This is a genomic window from Rhizobium sp. YAF28 (assembly GCF_052113285.1).
Taxonomy (GTDB): Bacteria; Pseudomonadota; Alphaproteobacteria; order Rhizobiales; family Rhizobiaceae; genus Rhizobium.
Genome location: NZ_JBFRCX010000009.1, coordinates 119,299 through 143,790, shown reverse-complemented (window position 1 = coordinate 143,790; position 24,492 = coordinate 119,299). Strand labels below are relative to the sequence as shown.

General features: G+C 54.8%; 15 protein-coding genes. 8 read left to right on the top strand and 7 right to left on the bottom strand.

Features of this window, described 5'->3' with window-relative positions; all coding sequences use genetic code 11:
- Positions 1-163 precede the first annotated feature (163 nt).
- From AB4Z13_RS21175 to AB4Z13_RS21160, 4 genes are all read left to right on the top strand, one after another.
- Entirely contained in the window at positions 164-1,093 is a 930-nt protein-coding gene (locus AB4Z13_RS21175) for an endonuclease/exonuclease/phosphatase family protein (protein ID WP_442206726.1), read from the top strand.
- A 162-nt stretch (positions 1,094-1,255) separates the two neighbouring features.
- The gene (locus tag AB4Z13_RS21170; RefSeq protein ID WP_442206725.1) at positions 1,256-3,634 is read left to right on the top strand and encodes a type I secretion C-terminal target domain-containing protein; all 2,379 of its coding nucleotides are present in this window, start codon (positions 1,256-1,258) and stop codon (positions 3,632-3,634) included.
- Positions 3,635-3,984: 350 nt separating this feature from the next.
- Positions 3,985-5,754, top strand: a complete 1,770-nt coding sequence (locus AB4Z13_RS21165) for a type I secretion system permease/ATPase (RefSeq protein WP_442206724.1) — start codon at positions 3,985-3,987, stop codon at positions 5,752-5,754.
- A 49-nt stretch (positions 5,755-5,803) separates the two neighbouring features.
- The gene (locus tag AB4Z13_RS21160) at positions 5,804-7,060 is read left to right on the top strand and encodes an HlyD family type I secretion periplasmic adaptor subunit (protein WP_442206845.1); all 1,257 of its coding nucleotides are present in this window, start codon (positions 5,804-5,806) and stop codon (positions 7,058-7,060) included.
- Positions 7,061-7,258: 198 nt separating this feature from the next.
- Here the strand turns inward: AB4Z13_RS21160 and AB4Z13_RS21155 are convergent, their stop codons facing one another.
- From AB4Z13_RS21155 to AB4Z13_RS21145, 3 genes are all read right to left on the bottom strand, one after another.
- A complete protein-coding gene (locus tag AB4Z13_RS21155; RefSeq protein WP_442206723.1) occupies positions 7,259-8,512 on the bottom strand; it encodes a glycosyltransferase family 4 protein in 1,254 nt (417 codons plus the stop codon).
- Positions 8,513-8,580: 68 nt separating this feature from the next.
- Positions 8,581-9,846: a nucleotide sugar dehydrogenase gene (locus tag AB4Z13_RS21150; RefSeq protein WP_442206722.1), complete on the bottom strand. Its 1,266-nt coding sequence runs from the start codon at positions 9,844-9,846 to the stop codon at positions 8,581-8,583.
- Between the two features lie 582 nt (positions 9,847-10,428).
- Positions 10,429-11,319, bottom strand: coding sequence for a glycosyltransferase family 2 protein (locus AB4Z13_RS21145; protein ID WP_442206721.1), 891 nt, complete (start codon positions 11,317-11,319; stop codon positions 10,429-10,431).
- A 1,286-nt stretch (positions 11,320-12,605) separates the two neighbouring features.
- On the opposite strand from AB4Z13_RS21145, the gene AB4Z13_RS21140 reads away from it, so the two are divergent.
- Both AB4Z13_RS21140 and AB4Z13_RS21135 read left to right on the top strand, forming a co-directional pair.
- Positions 12,606-13,460, top strand: a complete 855-nt coding sequence (locus AB4Z13_RS21140) for a calcium-binding protein (protein ID WP_442206720.1) — start codon at positions 12,606-12,608, stop codon at positions 13,458-13,460.
- Positions 13,461-14,011: 551 nt separating this feature from the next.
- Positions 14,012-15,208 carry an O-antigen ligase family protein gene (locus tag AB4Z13_RS21135; RefSeq protein ID WP_442206719.1) on the top strand — a complete coding sequence of 399 codons (1,197 nt, stop codon included), beginning with the start codon at positions 14,012-14,014 and terminating at the stop codon, positions 15,206-15,208.
- A 667-nt stretch (positions 15,209-15,875) separates the two neighbouring features.
- Here the strand turns inward: AB4Z13_RS21135 and AB4Z13_RS21130 are convergent.
- Complete coding sequence (locus tag AB4Z13_RS21130; protein ID WP_442206718.1) at positions 15,876-16,937, bottom strand: acyltransferase family protein; 1,062 nt, start codon at positions 16,935-16,937, stop codon at positions 15,876-15,878.
- Between the two features lie 388 nt (positions 16,938-17,325).
- Between AB4Z13_RS21130 and AB4Z13_RS21125 the strand changes: the two genes are divergently transcribed.
- Entirely contained in the window at positions 17,326-18,810 is a 1,485-nt protein-coding gene (locus AB4Z13_RS21125; RefSeq protein ID WP_442206717.1) for an SGNH/GDSL hydrolase family protein, read from the top strand.
- A 309-nt stretch (positions 18,811-19,119) separates the two neighbouring features.
- On the opposite strand, the gene AB4Z13_RS21120 is transcribed toward AB4Z13_RS21125, so the two are convergent.
- From AB4Z13_RS21120 to AB4Z13_RS21110, 3 genes are all read right to left on the bottom strand, one after another.
- The gene (locus AB4Z13_RS21120) at positions 19,120-20,436 is read right to left on the bottom strand and encodes a UDP-glucose dehydrogenase family protein (RefSeq protein WP_442206716.1); all 1,317 of its coding nucleotides are present in this window, start codon (positions 20,434-20,436) and stop codon (positions 19,120-19,122) included.
- 102 nt (positions 20,437-20,538) lie between these two features.
- On the bottom strand, positions 20,539-21,966 hold the full coding sequence (locus AB4Z13_RS21115) for a mannose-1-phosphate guanylyltransferase/mannose-6-phosphate isomerase (protein WP_442206715.1): 1,428 nt from the start codon (positions 21,964-21,966) through the stop codon (positions 20,539-20,541).
- 43 nt (positions 21,967-22,009) lie between these two features.
- Positions 22,010-23,434 (bottom strand): phosphomannomutase, encoded by a 1,425-nt coding sequence (locus AB4Z13_RS21110; RefSeq protein WP_442206714.1) that lies wholly within the window; start codon positions 23,432-23,434, stop codon positions 22,010-22,012.
- A gap of 299 nt (positions 23,435-23,733) precedes the next feature.
- On the opposite strand from AB4Z13_RS21110, the gene ung reads away from it, so the two are divergent.
- Complete coding sequence (gene ung, locus AB4Z13_RS21105; protein WP_007823289.1) at positions 23,734-24,426, top strand: uracil-DNA glycosylase; 693 nt, start codon at positions 23,734-23,736, stop codon at positions 24,424-24,426.
- Positions 24,427-24,492 lie beyond the last annotated feature (66 nt).

Below are 24,492 nucleotides of genomic sequence, written 5' to 3'. Positions count from 1 at the left end.
GTGTGCAGTGCCAGAAAAAGCTTTGGATTGTCCGTTGTCATTTTGGGTGCCGCCTCCCCGAGTTTCTGTTAGCGTCGCAACGCCATCAGGGCGGGCGGAACCTTTAGGCTCATCCTGACGGGCCTGATACCCGAGGCATTTTCGCATCGCAGGACCGATATGAATGAGACATAATGTTTTTCGCGTTGTCTGCATCATCGTTTCCCTCCTTCTCCTCCTCGTTTCCGTCCAATACGTCTCCGATCTTTGGCCCACGGCGATCGTCGGTGCGCTGCAAATGCAGATCGGTGTCGTGTGCCTTGCCATCATCCTTCTTTCCGCTTTCTTCGTGCGGCATTGGTATAGCCTGCTGCTTGGTACGGCTTGTGTCGTGTTGATTGCTCACCCGATTCTGGCGCTCAGGGAATTTGCTCAGGCGCCTGAGCCAAGTGCGGTGCCGGCTTTGCGCTTGCTCTCGATCAAGATTGTCGATGAAAAGGTGGACGATGCGGCACTAGGACAGGCGATCGACGAGGCCAATGCCGACATTCTTGTCGTGACAAGTGCCAGCTCTCTTGCCAGCCGGCGTGATCTCGCCCGCCAATCTTATCCATTTCGCGTCGGCTGCGACGATCCAGCCAGTTCACGCTGCACCGTCATGCTTCTGTCGCGCCGGCCTCTTGCGGATCCTCGTTTCCAGCAGTTGAGCCCTATTGGCAGTGAATTGGCCGCCGCTTCCCTTTCTATTGATGGAACGCGCGTCCGCGTTTTTGCCACTCGTCTTTCCAAAATGTGGTTCGATACATTCCATAACTTCGAGCTCTTCACCATTACACGCACGCTACGGGAGACCCGCGAGCCTGTTTTGCTGGCCGGAGATTTCAGTGCGCCCGTCATCGTGTCAGACATGCGCTGGTTCCTTGGCAACAATAGGTTGAGCAACGCCTATCCGGAGCCGGCCACCTGGCCGGTCTCTTTCGGCCCCCTCGGCATCAGTAACGATCACGTCTTTTTCAAAGCGCCGATTGCCGTCCTGTCCCTCAAACGTACCGATGAAAGGGCGCAATCGGGATATATTTCACTTCTTTCCGATGTCGCAATCAAGATGGAATAAGGTTCTCGTTATGCGGGAGTTTTTCGCCTTTCGGTCGTAGGCTGTCCGGATTATTCTAAAAAAAGCGATAGTTGATTAAAACTTTAACGGTTGTTTGATGCCGATCTTAAAACTGTGGCCCTCAAAATAACTCCTGCAGCACTGATGCTCCTGGAGATTTTGATGCCCAGCACGATCTATCTCGATGCCACAGCCGGTGAAGCCGAATTGCGGAAAGCGCTTGCGACCGTCGCCAATGGTGGCGGCACGGTTGTCCTGGCAAAGGATGCCGATATTACGGTCAGCAAGGCCATCTATGTCGCAATCGGATCAGGCGATGTCACCATAGATCTCAACGGCGGCACCCTGCATCAGGTCACGGCTACTGAGAGAGTTCTCGGCGTTGGGGGAGCGGAATCGCCCCTACAAAGCGTCACGCTTGGATCCGACGCATCGAACAATGCAACCATTACCTATGCAACCCTGCCGCAGAACATACAGGTCGGCAGTTGGATAAAGGTGACTGCAGATGACAGCCTGCCAGGAGACCACATCGATCCCGGTGATGCGGGCCAGACGACGAAGCTTGGGCAGGCGGCCAAAGTCATCGCCATCAATGGTAACACGGTCGTTCTGGAGGGCTCGCTCGTCGAGCAGAACCTTTACGCGACCAATGTCCGTGCGACCGTCTATGCCGAAGGCCAGTTTACGATCAAAAATGGCACGATCGACGGCGTGAGCGGCGAATACAGCACGACCGGCGGCGATCTGCTCAACCTGCGCAATCTGGTCGATGCGGTCGTCGATAACGTTACGATAAAGGACGGTTCCGGTGGCATCAATATCGTTAACAACGTCAATGCCCACCTGACTGATATCATCGGCGCCAATCTGTATGCTGCCATTCACACCGGTGCATCGTTGAACACGCTGATCGACGGCCTCTTTGCCGAGCACGTCGGCCAGGCCATTGCGGTTCAAGGCATCGGAACGATCGCAAACGCCGCAAGCGCATCTGCCTATGGCGCCGAAATCAATTTCCTTGCCAAGAATTCGGTCGTCTACGACGCATCGAACTCGGCATATGACTTTCATTCGGAGAGCCGGAACGGAGTCTATACGGATGATCTTTCGTTCTATTCGCGCATGTTCGGCGATTTCCGCGGCATAGGAAATTCCTTCACGAACAGCGGCAGTGTCGGCGATGCCTACGGTATACAGTTCTATGAATATGGCGATGGCGACGCCCGCAATTCGCTTGTCGACAACCTAATCCTGCGTGAAATACAGAACTACGCCTTCATTATATCGAATTCGCCGGAGGCGAATATCGTCAAGAACAGCGTCTTCGAGAGCCTTCTGCAGGGATACAACATCCCTGAGTCGATGGTCAAATTCATCAATACGGTGCTGCTCACCGGCGTCGTGCCCGGGAATGACACCCTTGTCGGCACGGCGGCTGCCGACAAGCTTCTTGGCGGTCTGGGCGCTGACAACCTCTCGGGCGGCGACGGTGACGACTATATTTGGGGCGGTGACAAAGCCGATTTGCTTACCGGTGGGGCCGGACACGACCGCTTCGCTTATCATGCGCTGGGCGAAGGCGGAGATACAATCACGGATTTTCAAGTCGGCGCGAATGGCGACGTTATCGATGTCTCGGTTCTTGCCGCGCGCTTGGGATGGGGAAGCGGTAGTGACCTGATCGCAGATGGCCATATCCGGGTCATCCAGAGCGGAACATCAACTGTGGTTCAGGCCAATGACGGTCAGGGGTGGTCGATGCTCGCAATGTTGCAAAATACGGTTACCGCGAACTTCGATACGCACAATCTCCAGACATCGCTCTCTGCGACCATGCAATGGGCAGACGACACGCCTACGTCTCCTTCGACGCCCCCCACACCACATACAGGCACGGACAAGGCCGATAGTTTCGCCGCCGGCAAAGGTGCCGATCTCTATTACGGTTCCGCCGGTGATGACAGTTATGTCTTCAACGATACCCGTGATCACGTCATCGGCGAATTGGCCGACGGCGGCAAGGATACGATATGGTCTTCCGTCGGCGTCGATCTCCGCGGCGAATCATTCGTCGAGAATTTGCGGCTTACCGGGGCCGCCGAAATCAGCGGTATCGGCAATGCTCTCGCCAACATGATTAGCGGCAATGCCCAGAGCAATACAATCGCTGGCGCCGGCGGCATTGATTCTCTTTATGGAGGTGGTGGAGCGGACACGTTCTACTTTGCCGAGATGGGGGCGGCAAACAAAGATACCATCTGGGACTTCAGTGACGACGATAAGATCATGCTATCGGAGTCTGTATTTGCGGGGCTCGATTCAAACGGCGATCATATTCTTGATGAGGCGGCGTTCACGATCCTGACCAAGGTAGGAGCATTTACGACGAGCAGCGGACCGCAAGTGATCTACAATTCGGCAAGCGGCGTAGTCTCCTACGACGCGGACGGATCTGGCGGGAAGGCGGCGCAGGACATCGCTTTTATCGGCGCGAACAAAGCGTTCTTCGGTTATGACGACGTGATATTGACCTATTGACCTCGGGTAAAAGGGGCAATCGATCTTTAGTACTGCCACGGATGGACACCATGGACGTGAGTTGTCGTCCAAATTTGGGCTGATTTGATGTAGATATCTCAACAAGCGCTAAGTTGTTTTATCTCTTGGCTTTCCTGCTGTGTTGTTATGCTCTCCCGAGGCGCATGTTGACATTAATTTTGTTGAGAGATTCTATTTTACCCAAAATTTATTTTATTTTAGGTTCGAGATCGGAGGCGCGACCTTGCCGTCACAGTGTCGCATATCTTTTAAGACGTTTCTGTGATGTTACAGAGTAGACCGCCGGAGGGGGAATTACCTTTGAGCGCTGTTCAGAAGGTGTCGAAGATTTGAATAATTTGATAGCTGGCTTTGTGCTGCCACGGAACAAGAACACGGGTGCCGAGGCTTTCTCGCGCTGTAAGAGCGCGTTCGTGGTCGTCGCACTGGCAAGCGCTCTGGTCAATATTCTCTATCTGACCGGTTCGTTTTTTATGCTGCAGGTTTACGACCGCGTCATTCCCAGTCGAAGCATCCCTTCTCTCATCGCGTTATCGCTGCTCGCACTTCTTCTCTACGTTTTCCAGGGCGTTTTCGATGTTTTGCGCGGCCGTATGCTCGTCCGTATTTCCGGCGTCTTCGATGAGGTGCTGAGCGGGCGTATTTTCAACTCGGTCATGATGGGGCCGGTCAAAACAAAGGTTGAAGGCGACGGGCTGCAAGCCCTTCGCGATTTTGACCAGATCCGCAGCTTTCTTTCGAGCGCTGGCCCGGCGGCGTTTCTGGATCTGCCCTGGATGCCCATCTACATTGCGATATGCTTTATGTTTCATCCGATCATAGGCGCGATTGCCATCGGAGGCGCACTGGTTTTGGTCGCGCTGACATTCCTCACCCATCGGGCAGCGCAGGTGTCCACAAAACAGGCGACCGAACTCGGCAATCGGCGCAATGCTTATCTGCAGGCCGCCCAGAGGAACGCCGAAGTCGTTCAGGCCATGGGAATGAGGGGCGATCTGGCCGACAGGTGGCTCGAACAGAATGACGCATACCGGATGATGTCGCGCGCAGGTTCCGACACCGGCAACGTCTATTCCACGATCTCCAAAATTTTCCGGGCGGTCTTGCAGTCCGGAGTGCTTGCAACTGGCGCCGTTCTGGTAATCGAAAACCAGGCGACCGGCGGGATCATTATCGCATCGTCTATTCTTACGTCGCGATCACTGGCGCCAGTCGAACAGGCGATTGCCAACTGGCGGGGGTTTGTTTCAGCCCAGCAAGCATGGAAACGTCTCAAGACTACCTTCCGTGAATTGCCGGAGAATACGACCCCGCTCAGGCTACGCGCACCTTATCGCCAGCTGACGGTGGAACAGCTCGTGAGCGGTCCCCCCGGCAGGCAAGACTTCACCATCATGGGAATCAGCTTTTCGGTCGATGCAGGTAGTGCTGTCGGCGTGATCGGTCCGAGTGCGTCCGGTAAATCGTCGCTCGCCCGCGCGATTACGGGGATCTGGCCTGCCTATCGCGGTTCGGTCCGGCTTGACGGCGCCGCGCTCGATCAATGGGACGACACCGCCCTCGGCGCACATATCGGCTACCTGCCACAAGATATCGAGCTTTTCTCGGGCACTGTTGCCGAGAACATCTCGCGATTTCAGCCAAATGCTGAGGCTGAAGCGGTTATTGCTGCTGCTGAAATCGCCGGAGTGCACGAGATGATCCTGCGGTTGCCGAACGGCTATGAAACCCAGATTGGTCCAAGTGGCTCGATGCTGTCTGCCGGTCAAAGGCAACGCGTTGCGCTGGCGCGCGCGCTTTACAAGGATCCTTTTCTTGTTGTCCTGGACGAACCCAATTCCAACTTGGATGCTGACGGAGAAGCTGCACTTGCTGAAGCAATTCTTGCCGTGCGCCGGCGCGGCGGTATCGTGGTTATTATTGCGCATAGACCTAACGCGCTTGCCGGTTGTGACTTCGTGTTGATGATGAAGGACGGTAAACTTGCGGCATTTGGGCCCAAGGATGAGGTGCTTGCGCGCGTTCTGCGGCGGGAAATCAAGCCAATTCCAGCAGAACGATCGACCCTGAAAATCGTTGGCGACTCCCAGGAGCAGTAACATCGTGACGGTATCTGAATCTCAGCGTTCGCTACGGCGCCATTCGGTGATGGTCGTTGCAATGGCAATCTTGCTTGTCGGCAACATCGGGGGGTGGGCGGCGACAACAACACTTTCAAATGCCGTTGTCGGCGAGGCGACTGTTGTTATCGACGACAACGTCAAGAAGATACAGCACCTTGTTGGTGGTATTGTTTCCGAAATTTCGGTTAGTGAAGGCAGCCATGTCAACGCAGGTGATGTGCTGCTAAGGCTCGACGGGACTTCCGTTAAGGCCAATCTCGGTATCATCAACAGTAACCTCGCGCAGCTCTACGTGCGTAGAAGTCGTCTCGAGGCGGAACGACTTGGGCAGCCCAGTTTTTCAATGGACGAACTGGAGGCAAAGGGTGTCGATCTCGAAGGAAATAAGCTGCTGATTGACGGCGAAATGCAGCTCTTCAAGACGCGTCAATCTTCAATGGTTGGACGCAAAAAGCAGCTTGAAGAAAAAATGGCGCAGCTTGATGAGGAGATCAAAGGCGACACCATACAGCTGCAGGCGATCGACGATGCCACCTCTCTCGTCAACGAAGAGCTTGCCGCAACGGAAGAGCTTTATGAAAAGAAGCTCGTGACTATGCAAAAGATCAACAGTCTGAAACGTCAGAAGGCCGATCTTGATGGCAGTCGCGGTAGCCGGGTAGCATACCGTGCGCAGGCGGAGGGCAAGATTGCCGAGATCAAACTGCAGGTTCTTCAGCTTGATGCGGACCAAAGTGCCGAAAATTCCAAGGACCTCACGGATGTTGAGGGCAATATTGCCGAGATGGAGGAGCGTCGTATCGCTGCTCTCGATCAGCTTCAGCGGCTGGATTTGAAGGCTCCGCTGAGCGGCCGTATTTACCAGCTCTCAGTCCACACGGTCGGCGGCGTGGTCACTCCAGGCGAAACGCTTATGCTGCTGGCGCCAGACAATCGTGCACTCACAGTCGAGGCAAAGATCGCAACGCGCAACATCGACCAAGTGCATGTCGATCAGGATGTTGACATTCGATTTACCGCGTTCGATCAACGGTCGACGCCTGAAGTTCAGGGCAAGGTCTTGTCGGTATCTCCAGATGCCATCACCGAAGAGCGGACAGGCGCAAAATATTATCCGGTGCGCATAAGACCGGAACCCGAAAGTCTTGCAAAGCTGCAGGGCATGAAGCTCTACCCGGGCATGCCGGCTGAAATCTTTATCAAGGTTGCCGACCGCTCAGTCATATCCTATCTGACTAAGCCGCTAACGGACCAGATGAAGCACACCTTCCGCGAGGAATAGTCGATTACCGGACAGCGTTAGAGACCCCTCAAAAAAGCATTGCTGAGATCGCGGGCAGAGCGACCATGGTGAATTGCGAAGGCATTGCAGCTTGGGGATTCGCTGCCGGTAAGCCATCAATGGGTGAGCAATAAAAATAAAGCCGCATGAGAGCAAACTCATGCGGCTTTTTGTTTGGGCTTGCTTTGCTAACGAAAATCAGCTTTGCCGCTTCACCTTCTTGTAGGCAGCGATCAGATTGGGGATCTGGTACGGCCATGCAAGGCTGCTTGCGACACGTTTGCGGCCAATGGCGCCCATCCGCGCACGCTCTTCCGGATTTTCGAGGAGGGCCACGATTTTCTCAGCGAAATCCTTCGCATCGTTGGCCTTTGCATAAAGCGAGGCTTCCTCAGCGCTACGTCTGCCTTCGGTAACGTCAAACTGAACGATCGGCTTGCCGAGCGCCATGTATTCGATGATCTTGTTCATCGTCGACTTGTCGTTCATCGGGTTGACGCGGTCGGGATTGACGCAGACGTCGGATGTCGACAGCACTTCGAGAAGATCATGGTCGGATACGCGTCCCGTGAAGGTTACGCACTCTGCAAGGCCCATTCTTTCCGCATCGGCAGCCAGGCCCTTGGCGCTCGGACCGCCACCGACCAGGACGAACTGAATGTCATCGCGACCCATCTGGTTCTTGATATAGGCCACGGCATCAAGAAGGATATCAACGCCTTCCTGAGCACCCATCACGCCTACGTAGCCAACGAGGTACTTTCGGCCCTTCTTGAGCGCTTCATTGGGTTCGACGGCAACGAAGCGTGAAAGATCCGGTCCGCTTCTGACGACGTAGATATCCTCGGCTTTCTTGCCTCCGCGCACCTGGGCGATTTCGCGATAGCTTTCGTTTGTCGAGATGACGACGCGAGCGCTCTTGAAGGTGATCCACTCGAAGCAGCACATCAGTCTCCAGAAGAAGCCGCGCTTTTCGTACTTGGCCTCGTAGAGCTCGGGATTGATGTCGTGATGATCGAAGATATACGGAACACCAAAGAGCCGGAATTGCCAGGCCACCAGGAAAATCAGGTCCGGCGGGTTGCAGCCGTGAACTGTATCGAAGCCGTGACGGAAGAAAATCTTCCAGGCAAGGACAGTTTCCCAAAAGAGCGCGACACCATATTCCAGCAGGTAGCCTAATGCTCCGCTTGCATCGAGCGGCAGGGGATGCCGGTAAACATGGATTCCCTCGATGCATTCGTAGCGTTCGGTGAAGCCCTTTCCAGTCGGGCAGATGACGCAAACCTGCGCACCGGCGGCGGTCAAGGTCCTGGCTTCCTGCCAGACGCGACGGTCGAAGGGAACCGGCAGGTTCTCGACGACGATCAGCACTTTTCGCCCCTTCAGGGGCAAGACACTCAGATCTGTCGCATCATCCGGGGCCATATCGATTGTTTCTTGAATTGCCATCGATTGCCTACTCTCGATAATTCTCAAAGAATCGGCCCCCGGAGAGGCCGACGGCGTGTTTTTGCTTCTTAGTGCAAGGTATTCGTGTCAACTGTCTTGGCAGCTTTCACATCTATCTTTGCCAAGCTTCCGTTTGTGTCGATCACCAGATCGTATTCGGTGCTTTCGGCCTCTTCCTTGGAAACCATGATTTCCGAGATGGATGGAAGGTGCGAGAAGGCATAACCCATATTCTGACCCAGCAACTGCGTTGGCTTGACGGCCGGATCGTAGATGCTGAGCTTGTACCCGGAGGTGATCAGCTTGTGGGCTAGGTTAAGCTGGGGGCTTTCGCGCAGGTCGTCGCTTTCTGCCTTGAACGCGAGTCCAAGCATGAGGATGTTCGCCTTCGGCGCGACGTCGCGCGTAACGTAGTCGAAGATGAAGCGTTTGTGCGCCTCGTTCGAACGCAGCAATGAATCGACCAAGTGATTAAAAGCGCCGACCTCCTCGGAGATATGGGCCAGTGCCCTGACATCCTTGGGAAGGCAGGAGCCGCCGAAGGGGCCACCGGGGCGCATATAATAAGGCGAGATATTCAGCTTGGTATCCGAGACGAAGATCTTGTGTACGGTCTGGGGGTCGATATCAAGCTGGACGCAGACGCGGCCGATTTCGTTGGCGAATGCGACCTTGACCGCGTGCCAGGTATTATCGACGAATTTGGTGAACTCGGCTTCGCGGTAGCCGGTTACGAACATTGGCGCACTGATGTTCTTATAAAGTTCAGTCATACGCTCGGACGGCTGACCGTTCTGAGTGCCAACGACGATTTTCGGCGGATTGAAGTAATCTTTAATGGCCACGGATTCGCGGAGAAATTCAGGATTGTAGACGATTTCGACCAACTTGCCGAAATCCTTGCCAAGATGCGCCTTGAAGATCGGTGCAATCAGTCCGTCGATCGAACCCGGCCGGATCGTGCTACGGAAGACGACAGTCAGCGGCTTCTCGCGACCGGCGTCCACGCCCAGAGCAATCTGACGCGAGACTTCGGCAATAAATGTCATATTGTGCGAGCCGTCAGCTGCACTCGGCGTGCCGACGCAGACAATGGCCAGATCACATTCCGAAAGCAATGTTCCGACCTTCGAGACGACCGTCAGGCGATTGTCAGCCAGACCTGCCGCCAGGAGGTCGTCGAGCCCGGGCTCATAGATTGGCGAATGCCCGGAGAGAATGAGTTTTACCTTGTCCTCGTGAGGTTCCACGCCGACGATGGAATGACCTTCTTTGAGCAGGCATCCGGCACCTGTGAGACCGACATAGCCAAGGCCAAAGATTGCAATTTTCATTCGCACGCTCCTGGGGTTTGTGACTGTGCGGAGATAGTCGAAAATTTACATCGATTACGCAACCGCAAAAAAAATGAACGTTTCGCCGATGATCAATTTCGATCACATTTGTATAGTGCATATGACATTTTCGAAATAGCCATTCTGGGGATTTTTTCGAAAACGGGCAGGCGAAGCTTCGACTGCTGGCGGCATCGAATTGTTTTTAAACGATTTTTTCAGTTTTCTCTTTGCTCCCTTTATGCTCGTCGGGCATGACGGCACATTTCTTGGCTGGTCGCTGCAGCAACGGCGATCCAGTCAACGAAAAATTGTGCAATGCAGCATTCACGTTGTATTTGGGGGCTCGAAAGGTCGCGATTGATCCATGAATTTGAGAAATTTAGTGCCAGCTGTGATTCAAAAACAACAAGCCCACCCTTCCTTCAAAGGGTGGTCAAATGGTCTGAACTGGCTGTTCCCTGGGTCGCCAAAACTATGCTTGCAGGGTCTGAATGCCGATGGCGTCATCAAATTCAGACGCGGAATACCTGCGTTCAGAGGACGCCACCTGGGGTGATGCCATCTGAACGCTGGAATTCTCTAGTAGCGATTTGAATAGAAAGCGCCAGCGGCCAGCAGCTTCAGAGCGCGGGTGACGTTTTGCGGGCCTGCGTTCGCCGACAGGCTCTTCCATGCATGCTTAAAGCCCATGCTAGGAGAGCCGATCGTGCGAACTGCGATTTCAGCCATCTTCATCTCATGGGCGGCGATGATGATATTTCTCTGCCGCTGATTGCTGACGCTCGCCAATATTTTGTCGCGCATCATGTTGTGGCCAAGAATGAGCTTGTCGATATTGCGGGAAAGCTTGTCGTTTCCGTCATAGCTATAACGCACCATTATTTCGCTGGTGCTCAGGAGCGAAGAAATCTGTGACAGACGGAACCACAGATCCCAGTCTTCGCAATTCGGTAGGCTTTCGTCAAATCCGCCAATATCCATGAAGCTGCTTTTGCGGATAAGCGCAACAGAAGCCGAGCCGAAGATATTTCCCTGGCTGAGATGTTCGAGCGTGATTACCCTTGGCGGCACACGCGAAACGCTTGGCCTATCGATGTAGTCGTATTTCATCCCGCAGCCGGCTGCAGGGCATTTTTCGTCGTCCGACAGGAGCTTCAACTGCAGCTCCATTTTTTCGGGAAGCCACTCATCGTCGGAATCAAGCAGAGCAAGCATGTCGCCCGACGCCGCGCGGCAGCCTTCATTTCTTGCGCCAGAGGCGCCTCGGCTTTTGCTCAGGAAAATTGGCTTAATAATTGAATGCGCTTCGGCAAGCTGGCTGATTACCGCCGGAGTAGAATCTGTCGAGCCGTCATCAACGATGACTATCTCTTGTGGAACTACCGTTTGAGCTAAAATACTGTTTACGGCTCGGATGATCTCGGTAGGCCGATTCTTAACAGGTATTACTGCTGATACAGCGTAAGCCATTAGAATTCCTCGCGAATGAATCCCTACGCCCCGTTCAGGCCTAGAATGGATATTAATATTCCCTGGCGATTGCAACGCCTAAATCTCTGTGGAAATTGGCGACATTGCGGCCTGACTTTGACCTTCATAAAGAAATAATGGCGGTCCAACTGGATCCCCAGGGCCGGCATAGGGTCGATTAGCGCAGTGAAAACAAATGGCTAAGGCTTCACGTGATGCACGCTGGCGCCTTATTTATAAGTGAATGAATGCGCGCAAATTGGCCCTGAGAGGCACTGCCTGAATGCGGCTCACCGGTGGTTTCCACAGGCGACGATCAATCGATATCTTCGGAATTGAGCCGTAGGGCCTGACAGCAGGGTGCCTCATGACCTGAGTATTATAATGTGCGCCAATGTCTCGAAGGGCACTCCATGGAGGCTCGCGATCACATCTTGAAATATGGTCGTGCCAGTTTATCGCGCGACGACGTGTGAAAAGTTTGCGACCGGGGCCGTTCCCGGATCCACGGATGCGGGCCACCATAGAACGCGCTATTCAGCGCGATCTTGTGGCATTCACCGAAGTTGGAGGCGCTTGGGATATTAGGAAATCCTCGCGCTCACACGGTTCGGCCACCGGATTTGCGCCATGCCGCCGGTCATCGCACCTCGTCTAGCGGCCCGGCTTGCTCGCCGCAGCTCGGCAATGGCTTTCCGGTGTCAGGTCCGCAAGGTTTAGTCGAGCTGAGAGCCAGTACCTGAGCCTATGAGCGGTTGCCTACGCTCTTTGCGTGGTGCGGGCCCTCGTCAAAGTTGATGGATTTTCGCTCGAGGCCCGCCACATCCCAGCGCCAGCGCTCCTGGCTTGTTTCTGGTTTTAACACTGGTCGTTCAAGCTAGAATATCGGCGGCTCAAGCCGAATAAATGAAGTCGATTGGGTGCTCGGTCGCCATTATCCGCGATAGATAGAATGAAACGAGTCTGCGGAAGGCCCCGTGACATTGAAAGTCTGCAGGCGGCGTCGGTTTCTCGGCTACGCTACCTCACCTAATTGGCACCGCTCAATATCGCTATTCTTGTAATTCTCTCCGTTGGATATTTTAACGTGCAATAGTTGCGATGTTCCGCTGTTGAGCGCGAGTACACTTTAAGCGGGTGATCTCGAATTAAGTATATTTTTATCAGCCCAATTTTGTTCTCAACTTCAGGGTTTACAATATATTAATTCTTTAATAGTCAAGGGAACGAAAGCCGACAGCGCTTCACTATAAATATCTTACTTGTGTTTCAAAGGGAGAATCGAAATGGCTAACGTTCTGGGTACCAATTCAGACGACACTCTCAAGGGTACGGCTGGAAATGATGAGATTCGTGGGCGCGACGGTAACGACACAATCTATTCTGGTAACGGTGACGACAAAATACTCGGTGGTAAAGGCAACGATCTGATCGGCAGCGGCACCGGAAAAGATGCAATCTACGGTGATGCTGGCGACGACGTAATCAACTCGCGTGAAGGCGACGACTTCGTCTTCGGTGGTGCTGGTAATGACATCATTGCCTCCGGCGACGGTAGCGACCATGTTTGGGGTGGCGAGGGCAACGACGCGATCTACGGCGGCGCAGGCGACGATTTTCTGGGTGGTGGTGTTGGCAACGACATCGTGCGCGGCGGTACCGGCGCTGATTTCATCACTGGCGATGCTGGCGATGACCGCGTTTACGGCGACGAAGGCAACGACATCGTTCACGGCAACGAGGGCAATGACCGCGTATACGGCGGCGTCGGCAACGACAAGGTGCTCGGCGACGACGGTAACGATTTCGTCTTTGGCGATGACGGCGATGACGATGTCTACGGTGGCGCTGGCGACGACTTCCTTTATGGCGGCGCAGGCAACGATTACCTGGTAGGCGGCACCGGTAAGGACACTTTCGTTTTTGAAAGCGGTTCGGATTACATTGCCGACTTCACCATCGGTCAGGACAAGCTGAAGTTCGGTGCTGCTGGTGTAAGCCAGTATAAGTTCGCCGACATCATCTCGCATGCTGCTCAGGACGGCGCCAATACCGTCATCACGCTCGATGCGAACCATATCGTGACGCTGCAGAACGTTAATGTAGCGGATCTTCACGCTTCCGATTTCCTCTTTGCATAATCGAGAGCCGGAAGGTCATAACCAATTCGATCTGGCGCGCGAAAAGGCATGACAGACGGGTTGGGGATTTACTAGAGAGTTCAAGGCGGCTGTATCGATGGATATTGCCGCCTTAATTGTGGGCAATCGAGCGTTCCGCCGGTGGCAATTCTCCTGCCCGGTGGCTGATGCTGGCAGCATTTCGAGTGCGCAGCCACGAAATAGCCTGGATAATCTGTCCAAATTGGTTGCTGGAAAATCAGGACGATGATTGTGGCGAGTCCGCCGGCACGATCCCTGAAAATTCTGGATTAAGGGACATGCCCGGCTGCTTAATTATACGCGTGCCGTCATCCGACGCTTTATGGTGCATTGCGAAAAAATGAGGATTGAAGATATATAGGTCCTTGAATGTTGACGGTGACAGGCCGAGCACGCTTTGTCGTAGAAGGCCATATTGCTGAATCAATGCGCCAGTTCGACATAGGACCATACTCGATCCGGTTTTGTTGATACGAAAGAGCATATCAATTACGTCCTTCTAGTTAAGTTAGGTCAATTGGAAGCGATATATGGCGTTTAGAGCGATCTTCGTCTTTTCTCTTGTGTTGCTGGTATTTAATATCGGCGCGGCGCTGCATCTTTCCGGTAGCAACGCTATTGAGAAGTCTTTTTTTATACTTGCTTCTCTCGCGATTTTGTTTCGCGGTCGCCCCGACAGAACGATATTGGCGCTTCTTTTTGCGGAATTGTTGCTTGTAATTATTCTGGGCGCCTCGACGCCCTATAACGGCTTCAGTTGGTCCGTTTTATTTGTTTCTTTGAATCAGATCATTGTTCTCTTTGCGTTGCTGGCCGGAAAAACCAGCTACCGAGATCAGCAGCTCATCTGGAAAGTAACCGCGTTCCTGCCGTTGGTATGCGTGGTCCTCGGCTTTGCCTATCAGGCCGTGGGCATCAAACCCATGATCGCCACGGAGTTTGCAACCGGTGTCCCGCGCTATCTGGGCTCGTTGTCGGCGGCGGCATTCACATCAGCGTTGGGAATGTGCGGCGTATTTGCCGGTGTGCAGCTGGTGCTTGGCGGTCAAAAGAAATACGCAGCGCTCGTGCTCATCAGTCTGCTGGTTCTCGTTGCTGCTGGAGGCAGAGCGACCCTGGCGGTTTGTGTTGTGGTGACAGGTGCTTCGGTGCTCGTTCAACGCGGCGTAACCATCACGACCAAGATTTCGCTGGTGGTGATGGGCTTGATCGGCGGTCTGGCGATCGTGGCGGTGTTCTGGGACAATTTTGCGACGCGCTTTCTGCAGAGTGGCGACAGCGGCCGCGGCATCATGTGGGACTATCTGCGTACCGTCATCGACCAGTATCCTTACACGGGCATCGGCTTCGGTCACCAATTCTATATCACGCCGCACGAAATCGAGATTATCGTCGGTTCTACCTCAGCTCATAATGACTTCATCCGGCTCTCGGTCGAGCTCGGCAGCACGGGCATGATCATGTTCTATGTGCTGCTAACCCTTGCTGTGCTCAAGGCCAGCTTTCGGGGTGGCCGTCCAAACGTGGTTGCTATTCTGGCCTATTCTGGCTTCTTGTTCCTCTCCAACTCAGATAATGCTCTTGCTTCGCCTCTGGAATTTCCGCTTATTTTCCTCGCGCTGCTTGCAGGGCATAAAAAGCCCGTTCCTCGAAGGGTGCGTCAAAGACAGGAATTACCGATAATGCAGCCGGTCCCGCATCAAGCTTCCGCTTCTCCAGGAGAATAACAGGAAGCTACGACTGGCTAGCGATTTATCGGCAAGCACTCGGTTAGGTACTGCTCTGTCCAGTAAGGCTCAGTGTCTGCATTTGGCAAACCGGTCGACGTTGGAGATCCAGTCAGTCTTCCTGTTGAGTGCTCTTGCGGCTTGAGCGCTTGGGTGCCGCATGACCTGCATGCGGTTGGCCTCTATATGTTGATGCCGAAAGTCTGGAGGCGGCTGCATTGCCGAGATTGCCCCGACATTGGGTTGGCTGTTGCATGAGGTCCGGGAAAGCGACCTGGGCCTGCAGTCGTGATGCCATCGAGCGGTCGATTGAGCTGAAATAGTGTCTGCAGAACCTGATGGAAACCGACGATCCTGCAACGCCGCAATTCTGGTCAAGGAGATCAGGTTGGGCGTTGTCACTGGCGGCGAGTTGGGAGAGCTCCACGGAACTCTCTACCCGACGCATTTCTGGACAAAGTTGGCGATCTAGCCCGCGATAGATTGTTGAAGAGCTTTGGGTCCTGCCGCAGGCGCCTCGTGTATTGCATGTAATCCCCGCGACAGTAAGGCTTGACGTTCCAACCCGCGCTCTACGGCTTGCTGCGAGGTGATGCCGTATTCGAGCACTTGGCCTAGGATGAACCAACCTCAGGGCAAGTCAAGGCAAGGGCATCTTAACGGGTCATCAGCTTGTTGGAAGAGGTGAAGACGTCGCGCGGAAGAAGCGTCGAATAGGCTCGTCAAAGCACACAGCAGCCAAGTATGCCAACATGATTGCTGTAACCATCGTTATCCCAATCATAGTGAACAAAGCTATGCTTTCAAGCTTCAGCCGGACGCATATGTATGTGCTGATAAGTACAACCGGCATATGCGTAATATACAAGGGGTAGGAAATAAGCCCGGAAAACTTGGCTAAAGCTTCAAATCGAGATGAAGGTTCCCTTACGGCGCCCAGCATTACAATGATCGGGAAGACGAGTAACACGCTCACCAGCTCAAATATGAAGTTAAACCGAGACACAGGAAACAAAAATATCGCGAGCAAGACAACGCTCAGCAAAGCCGGTGACACGGTCGGAATGTTCCTCAAACGACCCGCCATCATCAAGCGCCCGAGCAACACACCTCCTGAAAAAGAGAATGTTACACGAATGGCACCCTCGAAGAGTTCGCTGGAGCTGTCTCCTACATCGAAACTGCCGTGATAGGTCACCATTACAACAGCGGCAACGGCCGAGGCGGCCAAAACACCTAATAATCTCGGCAGGGTGAGGTAGGTCGCGGCCAGCGCATAAACTGCGTTGATAGCAATTTCGAAAAACAGCGACCAGGCTGGTGAATTGAACGGGAAGAGATAATCGTTGCCTTCTACTCGTCCGAAGGGTGATATCAAAAAAGCGTTCAGCGATGCAAACACAAATTCCGAAGTATTAAATTCACCCTTTGGCAGCATTCTCAAAGCAAAAACTGCGGCGCTCAACGCCATGCCAAGTGCAAACAGAGGATATAGTCGACGTAGTCGAACTATCATAAATTGCTTGAACCCCATTCCTTGTTGCAATCTGGCATCATAGGCGATTGCAATAACGAAGCCGCTTAAGGCAAAAAAGAAATCTACTCCGAGGTAACCATGCGGCGATAAAGAGCCAAGGCCGTTTTGCCAAACGATGTGAAAGAAAAGCACCGAGATCGCGACAAGGCCGCGAAGGCCATCGAGCGTCAAATAATGCTGACGAACAGGCATAGTCCTTCACCCGCAATTAAGGTTACGCTGCAGGAATCGATAGCATGCTGCATTAGCGAAAGGAAGCGCAACAATTGTGCGCAGCACTATTTGTTGCGGCATTCCCCAGCCAAGACATTCCCCTTGGTGCCGTCATCCGTCTCATGGACTGGTGGGCCGGATATAGTCTTAAGATTTTTGCAGTTATAGGCGACTGTGGCGCCTGGCGAAAATACGACTGATGGTTCGCGATGAAAAAAATGCTCGGAACATCAAAGGCCACAGGTCATTTTCAGGTCTCGGACACTGCCGTCCCCAATACCGTTCAAAGCGTTTCGTTGTCATGCAAATGTCGAGTTTTCAGTCATGACTGAACGACGGTGTAGCGCTAAGATCGAGATGGAATGTCATGGATTTACAGCTTTATCGTCGTACATTTCTCGCCGGCTTTTTATCACAATTCGGTTCCTTTTTTGTCCAAAGCTCTCAGGCGTTTTCTGCCGCGATGCCGTCGATCAGGCGGGATTTGCCCAGCCTCCCGCTCAAAGTTGGAGCAAAGGTTATGGGACTGGGGCACAGCTTCGTAGCCAACAGTGGTTATACGGTAATCTATCCAGGGAATCCGACGCCCCGTATCGATACTGTGACAGCAAATTGGCTTGGGACCATCGGGCCGCTACGAAACGTCGATAATCGTTTTAATCTCGACTGCTGGTATGATCCGACCGTGCCGACCAAAGCAGCGGTGACGGGCCGAATGGCGGGGGCGATTGCAGGACGCGGCGGCGAGCACATACCGCAGACGCTCGCGCGATTGCCGTGGTACCTTGAGCGGGCACCCGACATCGTTATTCTCGATATTGGCACGAACGACGTTGCCAGTGATAAGATCACCCTTGAGGATGCGATAGCGCGGTACGAAGCGCTTTTGAAGCCGTTGCGAGATGCCGGGATCTGGGTCGTTTCCATGTTGCCCGTCGACCGTATCGGTCACTCAGTTGGGGCCTGGCCTGCGAGTGATCCGCGGCATGCCCTCAGCAACGGCCTTGCTGACCACATCGTCTCCATCGACGGCCGGGACGGCGTCAAAGTTGTTGATGACCGAGAGGTTCTCTCGAAGGCGATCGCCGAGCGCATCGCAATCACAGAGGACGATGTTCACTTGAACACGGTGGGCCAATGGCTACGCTATTCGGTACTTTTGCCGATACTGCGCAAAATGGTGACGGAAGGCGATTTCTATAGCAGAGATGTGACGTTGGCCAACCTTTCGCCGCTTTGCGGCTTCTTGGGAGGGAGAGGCAAGCGATTCGGTGTTGACGGCGTTCTCGCCGATGGCCTTGTGGCAACACGCGGCGGGGGACAGACGGATAAAATTACCGGATCAAAGGAGATCGTATCGGATGGCCTGGAGAGGCAGATCTTTACGATCGATCCTGCGGACAACGCAAACGACTCCCGGGTATGCACGTTAACGCTGTCCTGGCCCGACATGGAGCTGGAGAAACTCGGTCTCTCTGTGGGTGATTGGGTTGAAGCGGGGTTCGACTACGAATTGTCGGAGAGCAATGACTGGCTCGGGCTCGAATTTAGTCTCGAGGCGAACAGCCGGCCGGCAATATGCCGCTACGCTGCTGTCGGCGGCATGATCGTGCGCCTCAACGCCACGCAAAATGGACCACGATTGACAGCGCCGTTGTCCGGGAGGGCAACCATCCCGCGCTTTAGATTGCTTGGATCGGATGATGTCGCAGCTCCGGCAGATTATATTCGAAGCTCGCTGCGGCCGATCCGCCTTCACTGGAACAAGGATTCTGCAGACACACTGGTCGCAAAATTCTCTCCAATCATCATACGCAAAAGTACCGATCCCCGTCCTGCCTGGAATCTGTGAAACGCGCCAGCCGTTGCTCTGTCGGCGGTCGGGTCGGCAGGTCGAAGAGAGCCAACTCCATACGACTTGCTTGCTTCAGCAGCCCGGCGGATTTTCGATATCGTGGCCGCTGGCTTAAACGGCAGCGTGCCTCTGCCTCGCCGCCCGGCAAAGACGTGAGCGAGGGCAGGGCGCATGTCCCAGCGCCGAATGAGGCATCTTCTGCGGATTGCAATACAGCGTAGAAGGCCGTTTAAGCCCGCCAATCATGCTCGCCTTCACCGAATAGAACTGACGAGCCCTGCCATTCTGTGGTGAACTGGAGCTGCCTTAAACTTTTTCGGGTTTCTTGCCGACGGCAAAATAGCCGAAGCCATATTTGGTCACTTCGTTGACCGGATAAATGTTTCGGAGGTCAACGATAACCGGCTTTTTCATGATGGTCTTGAGGCGTTTGAGGTCGAGCGCGCGGAATTCGTCCCATTCGGTGACAATGACGATTGCATCGGCATCCGCGGCAATCTCGTATGGGTCGTTGCCATAGACGACCGGGCCGAGCATATCCTTTGCCGCGTCCATGCCCTCCGGATCGTAGGCATGCACCGTTGCACCACCATCGAGCAAAGCCTGGATGATCGTGAGTGACGGCGCATCGCGCATGTCGTCAGTGTTCGGTTTGAAGGTGAGGCCGAGGACCGCAATCTTCTTGCCACGCACGTCGCCATCGCAGGCGGCGATGACCTTGCGGCCCATCGCGCGCTTGCGATTGTCGTTGATCGCAACGGTCGTCTCGATCAGGCGAACCGGACTGTCGAAGTCCTGCGCGGTCTTGACGAGAGCGAGCGTATCCTTGGGGAAGCATGAGCCGCCGTAGCCGGGGCCTGCATGCAGGAACTTGTCGCCGATACGCTTGTCCATGCCGATGCCCTTGGCAACCTTCTGGATGTCGGCGCCGATCTTCTCGGAGAGGTCGGCAATCTCATTGATGAAGGTGATCTTCATCGCCAGGAAGGCGTTGGCGGCGTATTTGATGAGTTCGGAAGTGCGGCGTTCGCAGAAATAAAGTGGCGCTTCATTGAGGTAAAGCGGGCGGTAGACCTCGCGCATGACCTCGATGGCACGCGCATCCTCAGTGCCGATCACGATACGATCGGGGCGCTTGAAATCGGTAATAGCTGCGCCCTCGCGCAGGAATTCAGGATTGGAGACGACGGAGATATCCTTTTCGGGAAATTCATCTCGGAAGATCCGTTCGATTTCGTCCCCGGTACCGACCGGCACGGTGGATTTTGTCACGACCACTGTGAAGCCCCTGACGGCGGCGGCGATCTCTCGCGCCGCTGCATAGACATAGCTCAGGTCCGCATGGCCGTCTCCGCGGCGGGAGGGCGTGCCGACGGCGATGAAGACCACGTCGGCTTCGCCAACGGAAGGGGCGAGATTCTTCGAGAAATCGAGGCGGCCGGCGCCGCGATTCTGCTGGATAATGGCTTCGAGGCCGGGCTCATAGATCGGCACTTCGCCCGCTTCAAGAGCGTTGATCTTGGCTTCAGATTTGTCGACGCAGGTTACATGGTGGCCGAAATCTGCAAAGCAGGCACCCGAGACGAGGCCAACATAACCCGAACCAATCATCACAATGCGCATGGCGTAACCTTCGTTCAACAAAAAGTGGCCCGACCATCAAGGCGGACCACTATCCGTTACAGGGGCGGAGAACCAAGTTCAAGACCGCCAAAAAGCTTAGGTTCAGGTTCTGCCGAACTCGTCGACGATACGGATGATATCGTCTTCGCCGAGATAGGAGCCCGTCTGAACTTCGATGAGCTCCAGCAGAATCTTGCCGGGATTTGCGAGGCGATGGACCTCACCGAGCGGGATATAGACCGACTCGTTTTCGCGCAGCATCTGCACATTGTCCCCGATCGTAACTTCGGCTGTTCCCTTCACCACGATCCAGTGCTCGGAGCGATGATGGTGCTTCTGCAGCGACAGTTTCTTGCCAGGCGTCACGAAGATACGCTTCACCTGGAACCGATCGCCATTGAAGATCGAGGTGTAGCCGCCCCATGGACGATAGGATGTGGGATGCGTCTCGGTCAGCTTCGACGTCTTCTTCTGGCCGGCAAGCAGCTTGACGAGCTTGCCGACTTCCTGGCTCTCCTTCAACGGTCCGACATAAACAGCATCTTCGCTGGCGATGACGGCGACATCGTCCATGCCCTGGACGGCGAGGTGAACGCCATGGGTCATGACGAGCGAGTTGCGGGTGTTGACAACAGTCGTGTTGGCGGCCGTGATGTTACCGTTTTCATCCTGAACGCCGGTTTTCCATACCGCATCCCAGCTGCCCATGTCCGACCACCTGAAGGCGGAGGGCACGACCACCGCCTTGGACGTCTTTTCCATGACTGCGTAATCGATGGAGATGTCGGGGCTCTTTGCGAAGTGTTCGGCATCGAGACGCGTGAAATCGAGATCACGCGTTGCTTTGGATAGCGCCTTGTCGGCTGCCTTCAGCACATCAGGCGCATATTCCTGCATTTCGGAAAGCAGTTCGGCGACCGGGAACATGAAGATGCCAGAGTTCCAGTAAAAGCCACCGGCGGCCAGCATTTGCTCGGCCTTCTCGCGTGCCGGCTTTTCGACGAAGCGCTTGACCTCGTGCGCGCCGCTGGGAAGCTGCTTGCCGACCTCAATGTAACCATAACCGGTCGCCGGCTCCGTGGGCGTGATGCCGAAAGTGACGAGCTTGCCCTTGAGAGCCGCATCCCGTGCGGTGCGGATGGCGTCGAAATAGGCTTCATCTGCCAGGATTTCATGATCGGACGCCAGCATCTGGATGATAGCTTCCTTGCCGAAATGCTCGGAGGCCAAGCTTGCAGCCGCCGCCACTGCCGCAGCAGTGTTGCGGGCAACCGGCTCCAGCAATACCGCGGCAAGCGGAATATCGAGTTCGCGGGCCTGTTCCGCAACGAGGAAGCGAAAGTCCTCATTCGTCACGACGACAGGGGCTTCGTAAAGCGCCGGATCGGAAACGCGGACCAGGGTTTCCTGAAACAGCGTCTTGTCCCCGACAAACTGGATGAACTGTTTCGGCGCGGTTGCGCGCGAGAGGGGCCAAAGGCGCGTGCCCTTGCCGCCAGCCATGATCACGGGGACGATTTTCTGTGTCATCGGATATTCTTCCTTGAAATGAACGGCCAGGTTTGTCGTATGCTTACCGGGCTTCTGCCCAGCGCTTAATTCGGGTCAATCCCGCATTCAAAAGTTCTAAGGCGGCTGCCTCTCCTTCGGCTTCCACGTAGCAACGCATTTCTGGCGCGTTGCCGGACGGACGAAAATGAATGATGCGGCCATCACGCAATGTCACGCGCAAGCCATCAATATCACTTTTCGAACCGACCTCGCCAATGGGGTGCAGGAATTCTGCGAGATTGGCGTCGGATCCACGCAGGTAGGTCATCAAGGCTGCGCTGGTTTCGACCGGGAAATTCTCAAGACGGTCGGCCGCCGCAAAGGGCAGTTTATATGAGGCCGCAACGATCGAAAGCGGTTCCTTGCGGATTGCGGCGAGCGAAAGCGTTGCCAGCATCGGCAAGAAGCAATCGCGCGTGGGCAATGCTCGCACGCTGTGGCCGTTGATATCGAAGGGTGTTGCCGTCAGGAGCCCACCATTCGCCTCGAAGCCCATCACGAGATCCTTGCCTGCGGCAACGGCCTCTTCCATGCCGGCGATAACGAAGGGAGAGCCGACACGGGTGCGAACGACTCTGAAAGATCCTGCCGCTTCGATTCCGGAATTGGAGGTGACCGGCGTGACGACGGTACCGGCGCCGAGGAAATTGGCAGATATCAATCCCAATAGGTCTCCGCGCAATGGCGTTCCGGTTTCGTCGGCAACCAGCGGGCGGTCGCCATCGCCATCGGTGGAAACAATCGCATCAAGGCCATGCGTGGAGGCCCAGCTCTTCAGAAGGGCGATCGTCTCTTCGGAAACGGCTTCGGTGTCGACGGGAATGAAGGTTTCGGACCGACCAAGGGCGATGATTTCGGCGCCATAATGGGCAAGAATATCGACCATCATGTCACGGGCGACCGTGCTGTGCTGATAGATGCCAATCTTCATACCTAGAAATGCGCTTGCCGGCAGGAGAGCCGCATTGCGCTCGAAGAAGAGCTGCAGACACGGCGCAGAGTGATCTTCCACTGCAGCCGGCGCGCTCACCACAGCCTCGCCGGAGGCTTCGATTTCGGCGGCAAATCGGGTAATTGCTGCTTCGTCCGTTTTGTCGATCTCGCCGTCGGGACGGTAGAATTTGATGCCGTTGCGGTCCGCCGGGATATGCGAACCCGTTATCATCAGGCAAGCGGCCTTTCTTTCCAGGCCGTGAAGCGCAAGCGCCGGTGTCGGGACGGTGCCGCAGTCGAGAACTTTGAAGCCGAGGCTTGCAAGTGCGCCGGCGCAGTTGCCGGCAATCTCCGGGCTGGACTCCCGGAAATCACGGCCAATCAGGATGACATCGCCCTTTGCGGCTTTGTTGCTCTGCAGCAAATATTTGCCGAAAGCCATGGCATAAAGCGCCGATGCGCGTCCCGTGAGATCCACCGAGAGACCACGAAGGCCGCTTGTCCCAAACTTCATACGAAACACCCTCGCGCTGTGAACAACCGATTTCTACTGTGCTGATTTGCTTGGGTAAACAGCAAAATTAGGGCATAGTTAAAACGGCAGACGGCATAGCAAAGTATTGCCATCATTTGCGTATCGTTACCAGCACTTTTGGTAATGGTAGAGAATTTCCAATTTATGACAGCTGGAGCACTCTTCGCATCTGCGAGATGGCAAGGCATAGCGTCGCAACTGTCGCGTATTGTGGCTCTGCGTAATTTTGCTAGAACGGTTTTCGTACATAGGCTGCATCGGTCCGGGAGGTTTGCGTCGTGAACGACACGTCAGTCACTCTTGAAGAGAGTTGGAAAGCGGCGCTCGCCGGCGAGTTTGCAAGTCCCTACATGCAGCAACTCAAGATCTTTCTCGTGGAGCAGAAGCAGCTTGGCCGACGGATTTTCCCGAAGGGCGGGGAGTATTTTCGCGCGCTGGATCTGACGCCGCTTGCGAAAGTTAAAGTCGTGATTCTCGGGCAGGATCCCTATCACGGTATCGGCCAGGCTCACGGGCTCTGCTTCAGCGTTCGCCCCGGTGTGCGTATTCCGCCGTCGCTCGTCAACATCTACAAGGAGATGGAGACGGATCTTGGAATTTCGCCGGCGCGGCACGGCTTCCTGGAACATTGGGCACAACAGGGCGTACTTCTCCTCAACAGTGTGCTGACGGTGGAGGAATCTCAGGCTGCCTCGCATCAGGGCAAGGGCTGGGAGCGCTTCACCGATGCCGTGATCCGCAAAGTGAACGACGAATGCGAAGCTGTCGTTTTCATGCTCTGGGGCTCCTATGCTCAAAAGAAGGCGGCCTTTGTCGACGCAAGGCGGCATATGGTGCTGAAGGCGCCACATCCGTCGCCGCTTTCGGCCCATAACGGTTTTTTCGGATCCCGGCATTTCTCCAAGGCGAATGCGTTTCTGCAGTCACACGGCCGTGAACCTATTGATTGGCAGCTTCCCGTCAATCCTTGAACGTTGTCGCATTGTCGTTCACAAAATGGAGACAATGCGTGTCAGCTTGCCGGACTATGAGAACCG

Coding starts and splice junctions, on each gene's coding strand:
- AB4Z13_RS21175 (WP_442206726.1), top strand. CDS start 164: ATGAGACATAATGTTTTTCGCGTTGTCTGCATCATCGTTTCCCTCCTT.
- AB4Z13_RS21170 (WP_442206725.1), top strand. CDS start 1,256: ATGCCCAGCACGATCTATCTCGATGCCACAGCCGGTGAAGCCGAATTG.
- AB4Z13_RS21160 (WP_442206845.1), top strand. CDS start 5,804: ATGGTCGTTGCAATGGCAATCTTGCTTGTCGGCAACATCGGGGGGTGG.
- AB4Z13_RS21155 (WP_442206723.1), bottom strand. CDS start 8,512: ATGGCAATTCAAGAAACAATCGATATGGCCCCGGATGATGCGACAGAT.
- AB4Z13_RS21150 (WP_442206722.1), bottom strand. CDS start 9,846: ATGAAAATTGCAATCTTTGGCCTTGGCTATGTCGGTCTCACAGGTGCC.
- AB4Z13_RS21145 (WP_442206721.1), bottom strand. CDS start 11,319: ATGGCTTACGCTGTATCAGCAGTAATACCTGTTAAGAATCGGCCTACC.
- AB4Z13_RS21140 (WP_442206720.1), top strand. CDS start 12,606: ATGGCTAACGTTCTGGGTACCAATTCAGACGACACTCTCAAGGGTACG.
- AB4Z13_RS21135 (WP_442206719.1), top strand. CDS start 14,012: ATGGCGTTTAGAGCGATCTTCGTCTTTTCTCTTGTGTTGCTGGTATTT.
- AB4Z13_RS21130 (WP_442206718.1), bottom strand. CDS start 16,937: ATGCCTGTTCGTCAGCATTATTTGACGCTCGATGGCCTTCGCGGCCTT.
- AB4Z13_RS21125 (WP_442206717.1), top strand. CDS start 17,326: ATGGATTTACAGCTTTATCGTCGTACATTTCTCGCCGGCTTTTTATCA.
- AB4Z13_RS21120 (WP_442206716.1), bottom strand. CDS start 20,436: ATGCGCATTGTGATGATTGGTTCGGGTTATGTTGGCCTCGTCTCGGGT.
- AB4Z13_RS21115 (WP_442206715.1), bottom strand. CDS start 21,966: ATGACACAGAAAATCGTCCCCGTGATCATGGCTGGCGGCAAGGGCACG.
- AB4Z13_RS21110 (WP_442206714.1), bottom strand. CDS start 23,434: ATGAAGTTTGGGACAAGCGGCCTTCGTGGTCTCTCGGTGGATCTCACG.